Source organism: Phenylobacterium sp., from assembly GCF_025351295.1.
Classification (GTDB): Bacteria; Pseudomonadota; Alphaproteobacteria; order Caulobacterales; family Caulobacteraceae; genus Phenylobacterium.
This window is the reverse complement of the sequence record NZ_JANXWD010000058.1, coordinates 1-15,549: the sequence shown is the minus strand read 5'-3', so window position 1 is coordinate 15,549 and position 15,549 is coordinate 1. Positions and strand designations below refer to the sequence as shown.

Genomic DNA, 15,549 nt, shown 5'->3' with positions numbered 1-15,549 from the left:
TTGGATCGGCCAAGCCGCAGCGCGGCCTTGTGCGCCAAGGCCTGCAAGGTTCGAAAGCCCGGTCGGATGGTCAGATGGGAGTTGGCGAGTTTCACGGCTCAAACCGCCCTCTTCAGAGGAAGCGCTAATACCGAACTGCAGCGCCGCGGCTCGGCGCCTGCGGCCGCCGAACCGTCGCAACAGACGTTGCTTTGAGGCCGGCGGGCAGCGGACGAAGGCGAGGAGCAACTGCTCGATCCGCATCCAAAAAGCGGACCTTCGCGGATAGCAGGCGAAGGGAATGCGCGTCTTTCGAACGCGCCAGCAGGCCGGACGAATTATCAATTTTCACGAACGATCTGGACTGATGCAGACCCGCGTCCGCGCGTAGGTTCACGGTATCGGAAGCCGTAAGAGCTTCCATGACCGGGAGGTTGCCATGGCAGACGGGACACATGTCGCTCAGGGCTGGGACAGCGCGTCGTTGAAGGCGCTGTTCAATCCGGACACGGGATGGCTGGATCGCCGCGTGCTTTCCGACCAGGGAATCTACCAACTGGAGTTGGAGAGGATCTTCGCCCGCGGCTGGAACTTCATGTGCCACGAGAGTCAGCTCAAGGAGCCTGGCGAATACTTGGTCAGCTACATCGGCGAGGACCAGATCATCGTCGTCCGCGACGAGGACGGCCAAGTCAACGCGATGTTGAATACCTGCCGGCACCGCGGCAACGCGCTGTGCCGCGCCGAGCAGGGCCGGGCGAAGTCCTTCGTCTGCAGCTACCACGGCTGGAATTACGCTCTGGACGGCCGTCTGATCGGGGTGCCCGGACAATCGACCTTCTACCACGGCGACCTTGATCGCAGCGGCCTCGGCCTTCGCCGTGTTCGGCTGGAGAGCTACCTCGGCTTCTACTTCGCCACCCTGGCCGAGGACGCCCCGTCGCTGCACGATTACCTCGGCGAGACCGGCCGCGCCGGCGTCGGCATGATGTGCGCCCACGGCGAGGTCGAGGTCGTCGAAGGCGTCCAGAAGAACGTCATCGACTGCAATTGGAAGATCGCCGTCGACAACCTCTTCGACTGGTACCACGTGCCCTACAGCCACGCTTCGGCCAACAGCGCGGGCTTCTTCGAGATCGCCAAGATCCAGTTCCCCAAGAACCAGATGGTGATGTTGGGCGAGTACGGGCACGCGATCGGCGGCCCCGGGATCCCAAAGGAGACTCAGGACCGGATCGACCTGCTCTCCGACGAGGAACGCGAAGCCATGACCCGCGCGGGATCTCCGGAGGCTCCGCGCATCCGTCCCCGCAAGGCGACCGAACTCATGGGCGAGGCCGGCGTGCGCAGCCAGGGTCACCCGAACATCTTCCCGAACTTGTGGGTCACCATCAGCGGGACGCAGATGTGCCTGCGGCTGCCGCGCGGTCCGTCGCAGACCGAGCTGTGGTGGTTCACTCTTGTACCGAAGGGGGCGCAGCCGGAGGCGAAGCGCCAGATCGTTCGCCGGCTCAACCATGTCTTCGGTCCCGCCGGTCTCCTGGAACAGGACGATGGCGAGAACTGGAGCCAAAGCACCCGCGCGGCGCGTGGCGTCGCCAGCCGGCAACTGGGGCTGAACATGCAGATGGGGATCGGCCACGACGAAGTGCTCACCAACGACGGCGGTGAGCACTACATCGAGGGCCTGATTGGCGAGCACGGCCAGCGCTGGCTCTACCGCGCCTGGACGGAATGGATGGCGGCCCGCGACTGGGCGGAGCTCAAGGCCAACCACTCGCTGCCGCCGACGGGGGCGATCTGATGGACACGCTGGAACGCCCCCGCGCTGCGACGTGGGCGCAGACGCCGCTGACGGCGCGCGTCGTCCTCCAGTACGAGGTCGAGCAGTTCCTCTACGCCGAGGCCGCGTTGCTCGATGCGCGCCGCTACCGCGACTGGCTGGGCCTGGTCGCCGACGACATCGAGTACTGGATGCCGATCCGCCGCACGGTCACCAACAGCGACCTGGACCGCGAGTTCACCAAGCCCGGTGAGATCTCCTTCTTCGACGACGACCGCCTATATCTTGAGATGCGGGTCAAGAAACTCGAGGCCGGCTCTGCCTGGTCGGAGGACCCGCCGTCCCGCTCGCGGCACTTCGTGAGCAATGTCCGCATCCTCGATGTCGCCGGCGACGAGATCACGCTGGAGGCCTGCTTCCACCTCTATCGGAGCCGGCTTGAAGCCGACGTCGACAACTGGATCGGCCGTCGCGTCGATGTGCTGCGCCGCACGGGCGAGAGCTTCCGGATCGTGAAGCGCCACCTCTTCCTCGATCACACGGTGATCCAGTCCACCAACATGAGCACGATCTTCTAGATGGGCGCGCTCGACGGAGAAGTGGTGCTGATCAGCGGCGGAGCGTCGGGCCTGGGCCGGGCGATCGTCGAGCGGTTCCTGGAGGAAGGCGCCCAACTGGCCGTCTTCGATCGGTCGGCCGAGCGTCTCGCGGAGCTGGCGGCCGAACATCCGGATCGCATCGAGGCTGTGGTCGGCGACGTCCGCGCCTTCGCCGACAACCAGCGCGCCGTCGATGCCTGCGTGGCGCGGTTCGGAAAGCTGGACTGCGCCATCGGCAACGCCGGGATCTGGGACTATTCAACCTCCCTGGACGACCTGCCCACGGACCGGATCGACGCGGCCTTCGACGAGCTCTTCCATGTCAACGTGAAGGGCTACCTCAACCTGGCCAAGGCGGCCCTGCCCGCGCTGGTGCGCTCGTCCGGCGCGGTGATCTTCACGGTCTCCAACGCGGGCTTCGATCCAGGTGGCGGCGGTCCGCTCTACACGGCCTCGAAGCATGCCGTGGTCGGACTGATCCGTCAGCTGGCCTACGAGTTTGCGCCCGCCGTCCGGGTCAACGGCGTGGCGCCTGGTCCGATCGACACCGACCTGCGCGGGCCGCAGGCCTTGGGGCTGGCGGAGAAATCCATCGCCAGCATCAACCTCCCGGGCACGGCGGGCCACGCCATGCCTATCGGTTTCGTGCCGGCGACCGCGGACTACGCCGGCGGATATGTGTTCCTTGCCTCACGCCGGGACAGCCGACCCGCGACAGGCGGGGTGGTGAAGCTGGACGCCGGCATCGCTGTGCGCGGCATCGGACGCGCGTCGGCCGGCGGTGGACTGCACGAAAAGTACGGTCAGGCGACGACGTGATCTCTGGCCCAATCCACGGCGACCTGCCGCGCCACGACGTGCGGATGGACGGCGTCTACTTCGTTCGCGCCTCGGCCAGCGAAGGGAGTGTTAGGGTCCTTCCGTCCGGGAGCTTTTCGTACTGCTTCATGGTCCGCCGGGGGACAGTGCGGCTGGAGACCGACTTTCCCGTAAGCCGCAGCTTCGAACTGGGACCTGGCGACGCGATCGCGATCAGCGGCCTTGCCCCCCACGCGTTCCTCTCGGCCGGCGCGACGGCACAGCCCTCCGCGGGTTTCGATTTGCGCTCGATGCCGTCTCCGGATCCTGGGCACGAGGTGGATATCGTGTTGGGCGTGGCGCCCAGCGAGGTCTTGGCGTTGGGGTCGCTGATCATGGGCCCGACGTTCGTCGGCAGCGCCCAACATCCGGACCTGTCACACCGTCTGTGGCGCGCGGTCGATATGCTTGAGGACGAATACGGGGACGAAGCCCAGATCGACCGCAACCTCGTCATCCGCCGGTTGGCCGAGACCATGGCGATCAATTTCAGCCGCCGGACCTTCGCCGACCGCCGCTCGCCGCTCGAGGCTCCGCTGGAGCCCCCTCACCCGCAGCAGCTGCTGTCGATCAACGCCTTCCTGCGTGCGCCCGAACAGCCCTGGACCCTCGCTGATCTCGCGAAGGCGGCCGGCATGTCACGCACCCGCTTCGCAGAAGAGTTCAAGCTGGTCACCGGCCAGACCCCGGCCCGGATCATCTCGCGGCTGCGCCTGACCACCATCGCCCGGCGCATCGAAACCACGACACTCAGCGTCGAGGCCGCCGCGGAAGAGGCGGGCTACAGCTCCAGCGCGGCCTTCGTCAGGGCCTTCCAACGAGAGTTCGGTGAGACACCCGCACGCTGGCGCCGCAGCCGCGAGGTTCACAAACCACAATCTCCGCTGCGGTCGGCGCCGGCGCGGACCTCGGCCCCGTCAAGGCGTTCGGCCGCCGATCCGCCAACCGCCACTCCACTTCAGGAAAGGGTCGTCAGATGACCATCGGTTCGCTCGGCTACATCGGCTTCAGCGTCAAGGACCCCGAGGCCTGGGGCGCGTTTGCGACGGGCGTGCTGGGTCTCATGCCCGGGGAAGCCGTCGGCGGCGCGCAGCGCTTCCGACTGGACGACCTGGCCTGGCGCATCGCCGTCGAGCCGGGCGAGGCCGATGACCTCGCCTACGTCGGCTTCGAGGTCGCCGGAGCCACCGAGCTCGAGGCCGTCCGCGCGCGACTGACAGGCGCCGGCGTCGTCGTTGGAAACGGCGATCCAGACCTCCTCAAGGAACGGGGCGTGCTGGGCCTGGTCTCGTGCCTCGATCCCGACGGACTGAAGGTCGAGATCTATTACGGCCCCACCGTCCGGACCGAGACGCCGTTTGTTTCACCGGCCGCCGCCGGCGGCTTCGTGACCGGGGAGCAGGGCCTCGGCCACGTGGTCCTCTCGACGAAGGACGTGGCCGCCGCCCGAACCTTCTACCAGGACGTCCTGGGCTTCCGCCTCTCGGACATCATCCACATGCAGCCGGCGCCGCAGTTCGGGTTCGACATGGAATTCTATCACTGCAACCCGCGCCACCACACCCTGGCGCTCATCCCGGTTCCGATGCCCAAGCGTCTGCATCACTTCATGATCCAGGTGCCGACCCTGGATGGAGTTGGCTTCGCGCTGGAGCGGGCCGAGGCGGCGGGCACGCCGATCACCGCGACCTTGGGCAAACACACCAACGATCACATGATATCGTTCTACGCCCGGACCCCGGCCAACTTCGAAGTCGAGTTCGGGTACGGCGCACTGGACGTCGATGACGCCACCTGGCGGGTCGCCCGCCACGACAAGCCCAGCAGCTGGGGCCACAAGCGCGCCGCGCATTGAGCCAGGAGAGACACTACGGACCTTGGGAGCCAGGACCTTCGGCGCTCTCAATGCTCGATCTCTCGAACCCCAGCCTCGACTGGGCCGGGCTCGGCCGCAACCTCGGCGTGGAGTCCAGCCGCGCGTAGACTTTCGACCAGTCTATCGACCAGTTCGCGGACGCAATGTGTCGGCAAGGACCACGTTTGATTGAGGCGTTGATCTAAGGGAACGAGCGAAGTCGCTAAACTCGTACTCGGCTGCGTCCAGCCGGTTCGAACCATCGGCCAAGGTAAGCAGCATGCCCTGATGAAGCGGTGCTGTGGTCGATCAGAAACATCAACTTATGGCAATAATTTATTGTAATTGTTCTATTTTCTATTCCCACTCGATGGTCCCTGGCGGCTTCGAGGTGACGTCGTAGACGACCCGGTTTACGCCTCTCACCTCGTTGATGATCCGGGTGGCGCAGCGGCCTAGTACTTCCCAGGGGAATTCGAAGAAGTCGGCGGTCATCCCGTCGGTGGAGGTGACAGCGCGGAGCGCCAGCACGTCCTCATAGGTGCGGGCGTCGCCCATGACGCCGACCGTCTTGACCGGCAGCAGGACGGCGAAAGCCTGCCAGATCTTGTCGTACAGCCCGGCCTTGCGGATTTCGTCGAGGTAGATGGCGTCGGCGGCCTGCAGGACGGCGACCTTGTCGCGGGTGATCTCGCCGGGGATGCGGATGGCAAGGCCCGGGCCGGGGAACGGATGGCGGCCGACGAAGGCCGGCGGCAGGCCCAGTTCGACGCCCAGCGCCCGCACCTCGTCCTTGAACAACTCGCGCAGCGGCTCGACCAGCTTGAGCTTCATATAGTCCGGCAGGCCGCCGACGTTATGGTGGCTCTTGATCACCGCCGAGGGGCCGCCGCTGGTCGAGACGCTCTCGATCACGTCCGGATAGAGGGTGCCCTGGGCCAGGAACGCCGCGCCTTCAATGTTGGCGGACTCCTTGTCAAACACCTCGATGAACAGCCGCCCGATGGTCTTGCGCTTGGTCTCCGGGTCGCTGACGCCGGCCAGTTGGTCCAGGAAAAGATCGGCCGCATCAACATGTATCAACGGGATGTTGTAGTGGTCGCGGAACATGGTCACCACCTGGGCGCCCTCGTCCTTGCGTAGCAGGCCGGTGTCCACGAACACGCAGGTGAGCTGGGCGCCGATCGCCTCGTGGATCAGCACCGCGGCCACCGAGGAATCCACCCCACCGGAGAGGCCGCAGATCACCTTGGCGTCGCCGACCTGGGCGCGGATCCTGGCCACCTGTTCATCCCGATAGGACGCCATGGTCCAGTCGCCCTTCAGCCCGGCGATCCGGTGGGTAAAGTTGCGCAGGATCGTCGCGCCGCGCGGGGTGTGGGCCACCTCCGGGTGGAACTGGATGCCGTAGAAGCGGCGGCGCTCATCGGCGATGACGGCGAAGGGGCTGGCTTCCGACGTCGCCACCACCTCGAAGCCCTCGGGGATCGCGGTGATCTTGTCGCCGTGGCTCATCCAGACGGTCTCGCGATCGCCCGGTCCGCCCAGGCCCTCCAGCAGCAGCGACAGCTTCTGGATCTGGATTTCGGCGCGGCCGAACTCGCGGTCGTGGCCGCCTTCGACGGCGCCGCCCAGCTGGGCGCACAAGGTCATCTCGCCATAGCAGATGCCCAGCACCGGCACGCCCAGCTCGAAAATCCGCTGCGGGGCGGACGGGCTCTGCACTCCGTGCACGCTGGCCGGGCCGCCAGACAGGATCACCGCCTTGGGGCCGAAAGCGTCGAGTATGGCGTCGACCTTGTCGAACGGATGGATCTCGCAATAGACCCCCGCCTCGCGCAGCCGCCGCGCGATGAGCTGGGTCACCTGGCTGCCGAAATCGACGATCAGGACCTTTTCATGGGCTTGGGCGGTCATCGCGAGGATCTCAAACTGAAGGTTCAAGCGCGCCTCTCCCCCGGGCGAAGCCCGAGAGGGAGAGGATAGGGAGAGGGTCGGCGCAGGCCGACGCGGCGGGCGTTCCGGCGGCGATGAGGACCCCGCTCCGGCGGGTCCTTGATCGCCCATCGCGATGTCGGTCAGGCCGCGCCGACCCTCTCCCTGCCCTCTCCCTCTCGCTTCGCGGGGGAGAGGAGATGGCCGCCGCGCTCACGTCAGCTTCTCCAGCACGGCGACGTAGAAGCCGTCCGTGCCGGCGCTCAGGGGGGTCAGGCGCAGGTCGCCGTCTGCCGTGAGGAACTTGCTCAGGTCGGGCGCGTCCGCCGCCGGCCTGCGGCCGAACTCGGGGTGGCGCTCGAGGAAGGCGGCGACGCGGTCCTCGTCCTCCTCCGGCAGCACCGAGCAGGTGACGTAGATCATCCGCCCGCCGGGCTTTACGAACCGCGTCCCGTCTTCCAGCACCTGGTCCTGGTCGGCCTGGCGGCGCGCCAGGGTCTCCGGTGTCAGCCGCCACTTGGTGTCGGGATGCCGCCGCCAGGAGCCCGAGCCGGAACAGGGGGCGTCGATGAATACCACGCCCATCTTGCCCTCCAGGTCCTTGAGCGGATCGGGGTTGAGCGGCGTGCGGATCTGCAGGTTGCGGACGCCGGCGCGGTCGCCGCGGCGGATGGTGTCGGTCAGGCGCCGCGCGTCGTTGTCATAGGCGTAGATCTGGCCGGTGTTGCCCATGGCGGCCGCCAGCGCCAGGGTCTTGCCTCCGCCGCCGGCGCAGAGGTCGAGCACCTGCTGGCCCTTCACCTCGCCCGCCGCGCCCGCGGCCACCTGGCTGCCCAGGTCCTGGATCTCGAACCAGCCCTTGGAGAACTGCGGGATGGTCTCCACTGCCCCGCTGCGGTCGGCCGCAGCCGGCGCGGCGACGCGCAAGGCGTTCGGCATCAACCCGGGCGGCTGGGCGTCGAACGGGGTCAGGGCCTTCAGCGCGCGGGCGGGATCGGTCTTCAGCGTGTTGACGCGCAGGTCCACCGGCGCACGTTCGGCCAGGCCGGCGGCTTCCTCGGCGCGGCGGTCGCCGAACGCCCGGGTCATCGAGGCGTCCAGCCAATCGGGATAGTCGCCGCGCACGGCGGGCGGTGCGTCGGTCAGGTCTCGGGGCGCCGCCAGGGCCTGGCGCTCGGCGTCGGTCAGGGGCCCGTGACCGTGGACCTCATCGCCCGCCGCCTCGGCCAGCCGCTCGGTCGGCCAGCCCCAGTGCAGATGCAGGGTCGCCAGGGCCGCCGCCCGCAGACTCTCGTTGCCCATCCGCCAGCCCAGCGAGCGCCTGCGCCGCAGCACATCCAGCACCAGGCCGGAGATGAAGGCGCGGTCCTTCGAGCCGGCGTAGCGGGCGCCCTCGCCCCAGGCCTTCATGGCGAGGCGGACGGGGCGATGCCGCGTCTCGATCTCGGTCAGCACCTCAATGGCCGCCGTCAGACGTCCGCCGTCACGCATCAACTCACCTGAACAGGGCCACGACGGTCATGCCAAGGCCAACAATGGAAACGCCCCACACGACCGAGCGCACGATCGGCACGCCGGTCGCATAGAGCGGCACGTAGGCCGCGCGCCCGCCGACGTAGAGCGCCGCGCCCCAAAGTGTGAGCGAGCCGCCCAGCTTGCCCGCCACGGCGTCGGTCAGAATGGCGGCGGCAAACAGGGGAAAGGTCTCGACGAAGTTCCAGAACGCCCGCTGCAGGCGCGCCGCCACGCCGGTCACGGGCTTGGGCGTATCGCGCGACCCGGCGGCCCATTTCAGGTCCTGCTGCCTTCGCGCCGCGGCCGCCGCCCACATCAGCTGGGCAAACCCAATCACGACCGCCGCCATCAGCAGCTTCAGTTCCACCGCCACCATGCCTGTTTCCTCTTGTGTCCCGTAACTTGTACCCGTCGTGTTAGCCGGCGCTCGGATAGTTCGGCGCCTCGCGGGTGATCATCACGTCGTGGACGTGGCTCTCGCGCAGGCCGGCGTTGGTGATGCGGATGAACCTCGCCCGCTCGCGGAACAGCGGCAGGGTCGGCGCGCCCACATAGCCCATGGCGGCGCGCAGGCCGCCCACCATCTGGTGCACGATCGGCGCGAGCGGGCCCTTGTAGGCCACCTGACCCTCGATGCCCTCGGGCACCAGCTTCAGCGCGTCGGTGACGTCCTTCTGGAAATAGCGGTCGGCGGAGCCCTGCCCCATGGCCGCCAGCGAGCCCATGCCACGGTACGACTTGTAGGAGCGGCCCTGGTAGAGGAACACGTCGCCTGGCGCTTCGTCGACGCCGGCGAACACCGACCCCATCATCGCCACCGAAGCGCCCATCGCCAGGGCCTTGGCCAGGTCGCCAGAATATTTGATCCCGCCGTCGGCCACGATCGGCACGTCGGAGCCTTGGGCGGCCCGCACCGCGTCGGCGATGGCGGTGAGCTGCGGCACACCCACCCCGGCCACGATCCGCGTGGTGCAGATGGAGCCAGGGCCGATGCCCACCTTCACCGCGTCGGCGCCGGCCTCGATCAACGCCCGCGCGCCGTCGTAGGTGGCGACGTTGCCAGCGACGATCTGCACCCGGTTGGTCTCGCGCTTCACCCGGGCCACCGCCTCGGAGACCGAAGCGTTGTGGCCATGGGCGGTATCGATCACCACCACGTCCACGCCGGCATCCACCAGGGCCATGGAGCGTTCGTAACCCGCGTCGCCCACCGTCGAGGCAGCGGCGACCAGCAGGCGGCCCTGGGCGTCCTTGGCGGCCGACGGGTGCGCCTGCGACTTCTCCATGTCCTTGACGGTGATCAGTCCCACCGCGCGATAGTCGTCGTCCACCACGATCAGCCGTTCGATCTTGTGGCGGCGCAGCAGGTCGCGCGCCTCGTCCTGGGTGACACCTTCTTTGACGGTCACCAGGTTCTCATGTGTCATCAGCGCCTTGGCTGGGATATCTCCACTGCCCTCGAAGCGCATGTCGCGGTTGGTGAGGATGCCGCACAACCGCCCGGTGCTGGGGTCGACCACCGGGAAGCCGGAGATCTTGCGCCGCGCCTTGATCGCCAGGACCTCGCTCAGCGGCGTGTCCGGGTTGATGGTCAGCGGGTTGATCACCATCCCGCTTTCGTAACGCTTCACCTCGCGCACCTGGTCGGCCTGTTCCTCGACGGTCAGGTTGCGGTGCAGGACGCCGATGCCGCCGGCCTGGGCCATGGCGATGGCCAGCCGGCTCTCGGTCACCGTGTCCATGGCGGCCGACACCAGCGGGATATTCAGACTGATTTCACGCGTGAACCGGGTGGAGACGTCCACCTGCGTCGGCATCACATCCGACGGACCGGGTTCGAGCAAAACATCGTCGAAGGTCAGACCTTCGCGGATCTCCATAGGACTCTCCGTTTTGCGGTCCGCGTATAGGGGCTGGGCGACGCTGGGGGCAAGGGTCCTGACGTTCATCGGCGGGCGAACACGATAAAGTCGCCGTAAGTGGGCTTCCGCTCGATCGTTCCCGCCGCCAGGGCGGCGTCGATCTGCGCGAACCCGTTTTCAAGCTCGGCGTCGGTCATATGCTCGAACGTTGAGACCGCCCGGAGCCGCAGGCGTTCGACCGCCTGGTTCAGATCGCCCTCGAACGGGATCTCCAGCTGCACCGACTCCAGCGTCGAGAAGCCCGCCGCCTCGAAGATGGCGCGCGCCTCGGCTGCCGAGGGGAACATGGCTTCTTCCACCGCCCCGCTGCGGGGGAAGAAGCCGCGCCACCAATGATCCGGGATGCGGTCGCGGAAGGTGCTCCGCAGGATGAAGCGGCCGCCAGGTTTGACCACGCGGGCGATCTCGCGGGCCGCCGCCGCGCGGTCGGGCACGTGGTGGAAGGAGAGGAACATCAGGACGAAATCGGCGCAGGCGTCGGGCAACGGGATCCGCGCCGCCTCGCCGGCCAGGTAGCGCACGCGAGGATGCCGCGCCTGCGCCTCGGCGGTCCGGCGCATCCCGGCCGCCGGCTCGACCCCATGGACGGGCCCGCCGAAGGCCTCGGCCAGGGCAGGGGTGAACCGGCCCGTTCCGGAGCCCAGGTCCACCCCGGTCAGCGGCCGCCGCTCGGGCAGGTGGTCGGCGAAGATGTCCATGTAGCGCTGGACCGCCGCGGGCGGCAGCGCCCTGCCCTTGGCGTAGACACCGTGCTGGACGACGTCGTAGTCGACGGGCGCGATCGGTGGGTGCGGGGGGTTCGGCATGGCGAGCTTGTGCGCCGATTGCCCAGGTGCATAAATCGACTTATCAGTCTCCCCATGTTCCAAAATCTCACATCCGGACCCTTGCCGTCCCTGAACGCCTTGCGAGCGTTCGAGGCCATGGCGCGGACCGGGCGGGTCACCCTGGCGGCCGAAGAGCTGCATGTCACCCACTCCGCCGTCAGCCGCCAGGTGAAGGCCCTGGAGCGGGCCCTGGGCGTGCGGCTGTTCGGCGGCCCCAAGCACCGCCTGGAGCTGACCGCCGCCGGCCGCGACCTGCTCCCGGCCCTGACCGGGGCCTTCGACCAGATCGCCGCCGCCGTGCGTCGCACCCGGGTCGGCGGCGAGGATCTGCATGTGGCGGTCAACGCCTCGATCTCGGTGAAGTGGCTGATCCCGCGGCTGGCCGGCTTCCAGGCCGCCCACCCGGACGTGCGCCTGCATCTCTCGGAGCTCGCCGCCCACGCGACGGCGCATCGCGGCGCGCTGGCGGTGGTGCGCCTGGCGCCCACCAGCCGGCTGGCGGACCCCAACTGCACCCCCTTCATCCGCAATGCGGTTGGCGCGGTGATGACCCCGGCGCTGGCCGAACGCTGCGGCGGCGATCCGCTCCGCGCGCCGCGCCTGTCCGCGGCCACCCATCCGGAAGGCTGGCCGATCTTCGCCGAGTTGGCGGGCGTCGAGCTGCCGCCGGCGCAGGAGCGCGCCTTCGCCCACGTCCACTTCGCCCTGGACGCCGCCCTGGCCGGCCTGGGCGCGGCGGTGGTGTCGTGGCCCCTGTGTGAAGCCGATATCGCGGCGGGGCGGCTGGTCGCGCCCCTGGGTTTCAGGAGTTCGGAGAGCGCCTTCGCCCTGCTCGCCGCGCCGGGCGCCGAGAGCCGGGCGCTGGACCGGTTCCGCGAGTGGCTGGTGGCGGAGGGCGCGAAGGCGCCGGCTCCGCCGGCGCGGGCGGCCCCCGCTCGCGACTAATCCTCGTCGATGAGCATCTCGCGCAAGGCGCCCTCGACATCGCGCCCGGCATACAAAATACGTACGATCTGCACGTCATCGCCGGTCACACGGAACGCAATCGTGGCGCGACGCTCGAAGCCGATGGTCCGCAGGCCTGGCCCAAAGGCCGCCTTCAGGGTCCCGCGCTCAGGGAAGTCCGCCAAGGCAAGAAAGGCCTGCTCGATCCGATCGAGACACCGACCGGCGAGCGCCGGTCCGGCCGCGTTGGCAACATAGTCGTGGATCACCAGGAGATCGCGTCGGGCCAGGGGCCGGAATCGAACCTTACCTCTCGCCGGCATGGTCGCGCGGCCAGGATGCATTCCGCGCGCGAAGCTCGGCAAACACGTCCTCGGCTGGAATGTCCGCGCCTGGATCGTTCAGCGACTCCCGGATCTTCTCGCGTATCCACGCGTCGAGATGCGCCTTCTCGCGCTCCAACGCACGCAGCCCTTCGCGGACGACTTCGCTCGCTGAGGCGAAGCGCCCGCCGCGGACCCGCTCTTCCACAAAGGCCTTCTGGCCGCTCGCGAGCGTGACCGCCATGGGCGAGGAACTCCGACGGGCCATGGAGCACCGCCGCACTTGAGCATGACATAGTCATACACCGGGGAAATGTCGCCTACCGCCCCTTGAACCCGGTCGCCACGAGGAAGACCTCGGAGCTGTCCTGGCGGCTGGCTTTGGGCTTGACGTTCTTCACCTCGGTGAAGTGGCGTTTCAGGCCGAGGATCAGCTGGTCGGTGCCGCCGCCCTGGAAGGCCTTGGCGACGAACACGCCGCCGGGTCGCAGGACCGCCTGGGCGAAGTCGATGGCCGCCTCGATCAGGCCGACGATGCGCAGGTGGTCGGTCTCGCGGTGACCGACGGTGTTGGGGGCCATGTCCGACAGCACCACGTCCGGCGCCCCGCCCAGCAACTCGATCAACAGCGGCGCGCAGGCCGGGTCGGTGAAGTCCATCTGGATGATCTTGGCCGGCGGCAGCGGGTCCACCGGCAGGAGGTCCACGCCGACGATGTTGGTCACCCCGCGCAGGATGGCGATCTGCGTCCAGCCGCCGGGCGCCAGCCCCAGGTCCACCACCCGCGCGCCGGGCTTCAGGAAGTGGAACCGGTCGTCCATCTCGGTGATCTTGAACGCGGCTCGGCTGCGGTAGCCGAGCGCCCGGGCCTTGGCCGAGAACGGGTCGTTCACCTGGCGCTCCAGCCAGGCCTGCTGGCTGGGCGTACGCTGCTTGGCGGTCTTCAGGCGCGCGGGCTTGCCGCGGCCGCCCTCCTGGCCGCCGGTCGGCAGCTTCACCATGCGCTTGCGCGGCGGATCCTCGCTCATTCGGCGGCCTGCGCGATCCGGCCGCCGCCGCGACGGCTGCGGCGCTTGCGGCGGCGACGGCCATTGGCCCGCTCGGACATCAGCGACAAGAGGATCCCCTCGCGCAGGCCGCGGTCGGCCACCCGCACGCGGCTACAGGGCCACTGTTCCTGCACGGCCTGCAGGATGGCCGCGCCGGCCAGCACCAGGTCGGCGCGGTCGGGGCCGATGCAGGGCTGGGCGGCGCGCTGCGCCGCGCTCAGCGCCAGCAGGTCGTCGGCGGCGGCGTCGCACTGGGCGCGGCTCATCCAGATGCCGTCGACGCGGTTGCGGTCATAGCGCGGCAGGCGCAGGTGCATCCCCGCCAGGCTGGTGATCGCGCCGGAGGTGCCCACCAGGTGCGCGCGGTCGGCGTCGAAGATCGGCTTCATGGGATCGGCCCGCTTGAAGGCGGCGATCTCGGCCTTCACATGCTCGACCATCTCGCGGAACCAGCCCGTGGTGGCGATCTCGCCCTCGGGGAAGCGCTCGGCCAGGGTGACCACCCCGATCGGCACCGACAGCCAGGCCCGCACCGGCGGGGTCTGGCCCGGGACCGCGGCCTTCAGGTCGACCCAGCTCAGCTCGGTCGAGCCGCCGCCGACGTCTACCACCAACGCCGCCTCATGGCGGTGGTCCAGCAGGTTCAGGCAGCCGGTCACCGACAGCTTGGCCTCTTCCTGGGCGGTGATGATCTGCAGCTTGACCCCGGTCTCGTTGGCGACCCGGTTGACGAAGGCCGGGCCGTTGGCGGCGATCCGGCAGGCCTGGGTCGCGATGGCGCGGAACTTCAGGACCCCGCGGCGGCGGACCTTCTCCCCGCTGACCTTCAGGGCCGCCAGCGCCCGCTCCATCGCCTCGTCCGAGAGACGACCGCTGGCGCCCAGCCCCTCCCCCAGGCGCACGATCCTCGAATAGGCCTCGACCACCCGGAAGCCGTGCGGCGTCGGGGTGGCGATCAGCAGGCGGCAGTTATTGGTGCCGAGGTCCAGCGCCGCGTAGCACGGCGCCTCGCCCACGGACTTCTCCTGGCCGCGCAATACCGGCCCGGGCGCGCGCAGCGCCTGACTCATGGACGTCACCTGTCCCACGCAGGCGGGCTCAGACTCGGCCGCCTCATTTCCAGGCGACTGTAGCAAGCGACGGGGGCGCCCGGAAGACGACGGTTGAATGACAGCTGTCACCCACTACGTTCACCTTCCAGTCAGGTGGATGGGTGTAGATTCGCAGATATGAGCACACGACTCGCCAAATTCACGATCGGCCAAGTCGTCCGCCACCGCGTGTACCCCTTCCGCGGCGTGATCTTCGACGTCGATCCCAACTTCTCGAACACCGAGGAGTACTGGCTGTCCATTCCGGAGCATATCCGGCCGCACAAGGACCAGCCGTTCTACCACCTGTTGGCGGAGAACGATGAGAGCGCCTACGTGGCCTATGTCTCGGAACAGAACCTGCTGCCGGACGACACCGGCCAGCCGGTCGGCCATCCGCAGGCCGCACTGATCTTCGAGGCCTTCGACGAGGGCCAGTACCGCCTGCGTCCCGGCATCGGGCACTAGGAGCCCGACCGAGGTCGGGACCGAGGGGCGTCGAGCGCATCGAAATGCTTGTTTCCCCTTTAGATCGTCATCCCCGGCCTTGTGCCGGGGACCCATGCTTCAGCTCGCGCGAGCCATTGCGGCAGGCCGCGCGGCGCGGCCTGCTCCCACGACCGGGCAGGCGCGACGATGGATCCCCGGCACAAGGCCGGGGATGACGGCCGAAGGTGGGATCGCAACGAGGGCGTCCGCTAGAGCGCTTCAGGCGAAAGTGGATCCCGGTTTCGCCGCCCGACGCGCTCTAATTCAAAGAGTTAGAGCCTTTTTATCTGGTTCAAGTGACTCCACTTGAACCAGAAACGCTCTAGCGGCGGCGGGATGCGCCATCCAAAATCTAGCGCTCGACCTTCGGATCCAGCTT

Annotated in this window: 16 protein-coding genes; 7 read left to right on the top strand and 9 right to left on the bottom strand. The window is 68.4% G+C overall.

Going from position 1 to position 15,549, the window contains the following annotated elements; all coding sequences use genetic code 11:
- Window positions 1–418: 418 nt before the first annotated feature.
- Genes Q0R13_RS08845 through Q0R13_RS08825 form a run of 5 tightly spaced genes read left to right on the top strand, consistent with a single transcriptional unit; the run spans window position 419 to window position 5,074 of the window.
- Window positions 419–1,783: a Rieske 2Fe-2S domain-containing protein gene (locus Q0R13_RS08845; protein ID WP_293902590.1), complete on the top strand. Its 1,365-nt coding sequence runs from the start codon at window positions 419–421 to the stop codon at window positions 1,781–1,783.
- Window positions 1,783–2,340 (top strand): 3-phenylpropionate/cinnamic acid dioxygenase subunit beta, encoded by a 558-nt coding sequence (locus tag Q0R13_RS08840; protein ID WP_293902587.1) that lies wholly within the window; start codon window positions 1,783–1,785, stop codon window positions 2,338–2,340. The genes Q0R13_RS08845 and Q0R13_RS08840 overlap by 1 nt, the downstream gene beginning before the upstream one ends.
- A complete protein-coding gene (gene hcaB, locus Q0R13_RS08835) occupies window positions 2,341–3,180 on the top strand; it encodes a 3-(cis-5,6-dihydroxycyclohexa-1,3-dien-1-yl)propanoate dehydrogenase (protein WP_293902584.1) in 840 nt (279 codons plus the stop codon).
- Window positions 3,181–3,224: 44 nt separating this feature from the next.
- Window positions 3,225–4,199, top strand: a complete 975-nt coding sequence (locus tag Q0R13_RS08830) for an AraC family transcriptional regulator (RefSeq protein WP_293902581.1) — start codon at window positions 3,225–3,227, stop codon at window positions 4,197–4,199.
- Window positions 4,196–5,074, top strand: coding sequence for a VOC family protein (locus Q0R13_RS08825; RefSeq protein WP_293902578.1), 879 nt, complete (start codon window positions 4,196–4,198; stop codon window positions 5,072–5,074). The genes Q0R13_RS08830 and Q0R13_RS08825 overlap by 4 nt, the downstream gene beginning before the upstream one ends.
- A 357-nt stretch (window positions 5,075–5,431) precedes the next feature.
- Here Q0R13_RS08825 and guaA read toward each other — a convergent pair whose 3' ends face one another.
- From guaA to Q0R13_RS08800, 5 genes are all read right to left on the bottom strand, one after another.
- Entirely contained in the window at window positions 5,432–6,991 is a 1,560-nt protein-coding gene (gene guaA, locus Q0R13_RS08820; protein WP_293902677.1) for a glutamine-hydrolyzing GMP synthase, read from the bottom strand.
- A 231-nt stretch (window positions 6,992–7,222) separates the two neighbouring features.
- On the bottom strand, window positions 7,223–8,500 hold the full coding sequence (locus Q0R13_RS08815) for an RsmB/NOP family class I SAM-dependent RNA methyltransferase (protein ID WP_293902575.1): 1,278 nt from the start codon (window positions 8,498–8,500) through the stop codon (window positions 7,223–7,225).
- A 4-nt stretch (window positions 8,501–8,504) separates the two neighbouring features.
- Complete coding sequence (locus tag Q0R13_RS08810; RefSeq protein ID WP_293902572.1) at window positions 8,505–8,900, bottom strand: MAPEG family protein; 396 nt, start codon at window positions 8,898–8,900, stop codon at window positions 8,505–8,507.
- A 40-nt stretch (window positions 8,901–8,940) separates the two neighbouring features.
- Window positions 8,941–10,404: an IMP dehydrogenase gene (gene guaB / locus Q0R13_RS08805; RefSeq protein WP_293902569.1), complete on the bottom strand. Its 1,464-nt coding sequence runs from the start codon at window positions 10,402–10,404 to the stop codon at window positions 8,941–8,943.
- A gap of 65 nt (window positions 10,405–10,469) precedes the next feature.
- Window positions 10,470–11,252: a class I SAM-dependent methyltransferase gene (locus Q0R13_RS08800; protein ID WP_293902566.1), complete on the bottom strand. Its 783-nt coding sequence runs from the start codon at window positions 11,250–11,252 to the stop codon at window positions 10,470–10,472.
- Window positions 11,253–11,306: 54 nt separating this feature from the next.
- Between Q0R13_RS08800 and Q0R13_RS08795 the strand changes: the two genes are divergently transcribed.
- Window positions 11,307–12,218, top strand: coding sequence for a LysR family transcriptional regulator (locus tag Q0R13_RS08795; protein ID WP_293902563.1), 912 nt, complete (start codon window positions 11,307–11,309; stop codon window positions 12,216–12,218).
- Here Q0R13_RS08795 and Q0R13_RS08790 read toward each other — a convergent pair.
- The 4 genes from Q0R13_RS08790 to Q0R13_RS08775 all read right to left on the bottom strand — a co-directional run bounded on the left by Q0R13_RS08790 (window position 12,215) and on the right by Q0R13_RS08775 (window position 14,660).
- Entirely contained in the window at window positions 12,215–12,541 is a 327-nt protein-coding gene (locus Q0R13_RS08790) for a type II toxin-antitoxin system RelE/ParE family toxin (RefSeq protein ID WP_293902560.1), read from the bottom strand. The two genes, Q0R13_RS08795 and Q0R13_RS08790, sit on opposite strands and share 4 nt — an antisense overlap.
- A complete protein-coding gene (locus Q0R13_RS08785) occupies window positions 12,525–12,785 on the bottom strand; it encodes a type II toxin-antitoxin system ParD family antitoxin (protein ID WP_293902557.1) in 261 nt (86 codons plus the stop codon). Before Q0R13_RS08785 ends, Q0R13_RS08790 begins: the two co-directional genes overlap by 17 nt.
- 76 nt (window positions 12,786–12,861) lie before the next feature.
- Entirely contained in the window at window positions 12,862–13,569 is a 708-nt protein-coding gene (locus tag Q0R13_RS08780) for an RlmE family RNA methyltransferase (RefSeq protein ID WP_293902554.1), read from the bottom strand.
- Window positions 13,566–14,660 carry a Ppx/GppA phosphatase family protein gene (locus Q0R13_RS08775; protein WP_293902551.1) on the bottom strand — a complete coding sequence of 365 codons (1,095 nt, stop codon included), beginning with the start codon at window positions 14,658–14,660 and terminating at the stop codon, window positions 13,566–13,568. The genes Q0R13_RS08780 and Q0R13_RS08775 overlap by 4 nt, the downstream gene beginning before the upstream one ends.
- A 159-nt stretch (window positions 14,661–14,819) precedes the next feature.
- Here Q0R13_RS08775 and hspQ point away from each other — a divergent pair, with 159 nt between their 5' ends.
- The gene (gene hspQ, locus Q0R13_RS08770; protein ID WP_293902548.1) at window positions 14,820–15,149 is read left to right on the top strand and encodes a heat shock protein HspQ; all 330 of its coding nucleotides are present in this window, start codon (window positions 14,820–14,822) and stop codon (window positions 15,147–15,149) included.
- The last annotated feature ends 400 nt before the right edge of the window (window positions 15,150–15,549 follow it).

Coding starts and splice junctions, on each gene's coding strand:
- Q0R13_RS08795 (WP_293902563.1), top strand. CDS start 11,307: ATGTTCCAAAATCTCACATCCGGACCCTTGCCGTCCCTGAACGCCTTG.
- Q0R13_RS08775 (WP_293902551.1), bottom strand. CDS start 14,660: ATGAGTCAGGCGCTGCGCGCGCCCGGGCCGGTATTGCGCGGCCAGGAG.
- hcaB (WP_293902584.1), top strand. CDS start 2,341: ATGGGCGCGCTCGACGGAGAAGTGGTGCTGATCAGCGGCGGAGCGTCG.
- Q0R13_RS08815 (WP_293902575.1), bottom strand. CDS start 8,500: ATGCGTGACGGCGGACGTCTGACGGCGGCCATTGAGGTGCTGACCGAG.
- Q0R13_RS08840 (WP_293902587.1), top strand. CDS start 1,783: ATGGACACGCTGGAACGCCCCCGCGCTGCGACGTGGGCGCAGACGCCG.
- Q0R13_RS08830 (WP_293902581.1), top strand. CDS start 3,225: ATGGACGGCGTCTACTTCGTTCGCGCCTCGGCCAGCGAAGGGAGTGTT.
- Q0R13_RS08785 (WP_293902557.1), bottom strand. CDS start 12,785: ATGGCGGTCACGCTCGCGAGCGGCCAGAAGGCCTTTGTGGAAGAGCGG.
- hspQ (WP_293902548.1), top strand. CDS start 14,820: ATGAGCACACGACTCGCCAAATTCACGATCGGCCAAGTCGTCCGCCAC.
- Q0R13_RS08790 (WP_293902560.1), bottom strand. CDS start 12,541: ATGCCGGCGAGAGGTAAGGTTCGATTCCGGCCCCTGGCCCGACGCGAT.
- Q0R13_RS08780 (WP_293902554.1), bottom strand. CDS start 13,569: ATGAGCGAGGATCCGCCGCGCAAGCGCATGGTGAAGCTGCCGACCGGC.
- guaB (WP_293902569.1), bottom strand. CDS start 10,404: ATGGAGATCCGCGAAGGTCTGACCTTCGACGATGTTTTGCTCGAACCC.
- Q0R13_RS08810 (WP_293902572.1), bottom strand. CDS start 8,900: ATGGTGGCGGTGGAACTGAAGCTGCTGATGGCGGCGGTCGTGATTGGG.
- guaA (WP_293902677.1), bottom strand. CDS start 6,991: ATGACCGCCCAAGCCCATGAAAAGGTCCTGATCGTCGATTTCGGCAGC.
- Q0R13_RS08845 (WP_293902590.1), top strand. CDS start 419: ATGGCAGACGGGACACATGTCGCTCAGGGCTGGGACAGCGCGTCGTTG.
- Q0R13_RS08825 (WP_293902578.1), top strand. CDS start 4,196: ATGACCATCGGTTCGCTCGGCTACATCGGCTTCAGCGTCAAGGACCCC.
- Q0R13_RS08800 (WP_293902566.1), bottom strand. CDS start 11,252: ATGCCGAACCCCCCGCACCCACCGATCGCGCCCGTCGACTACGACGTC.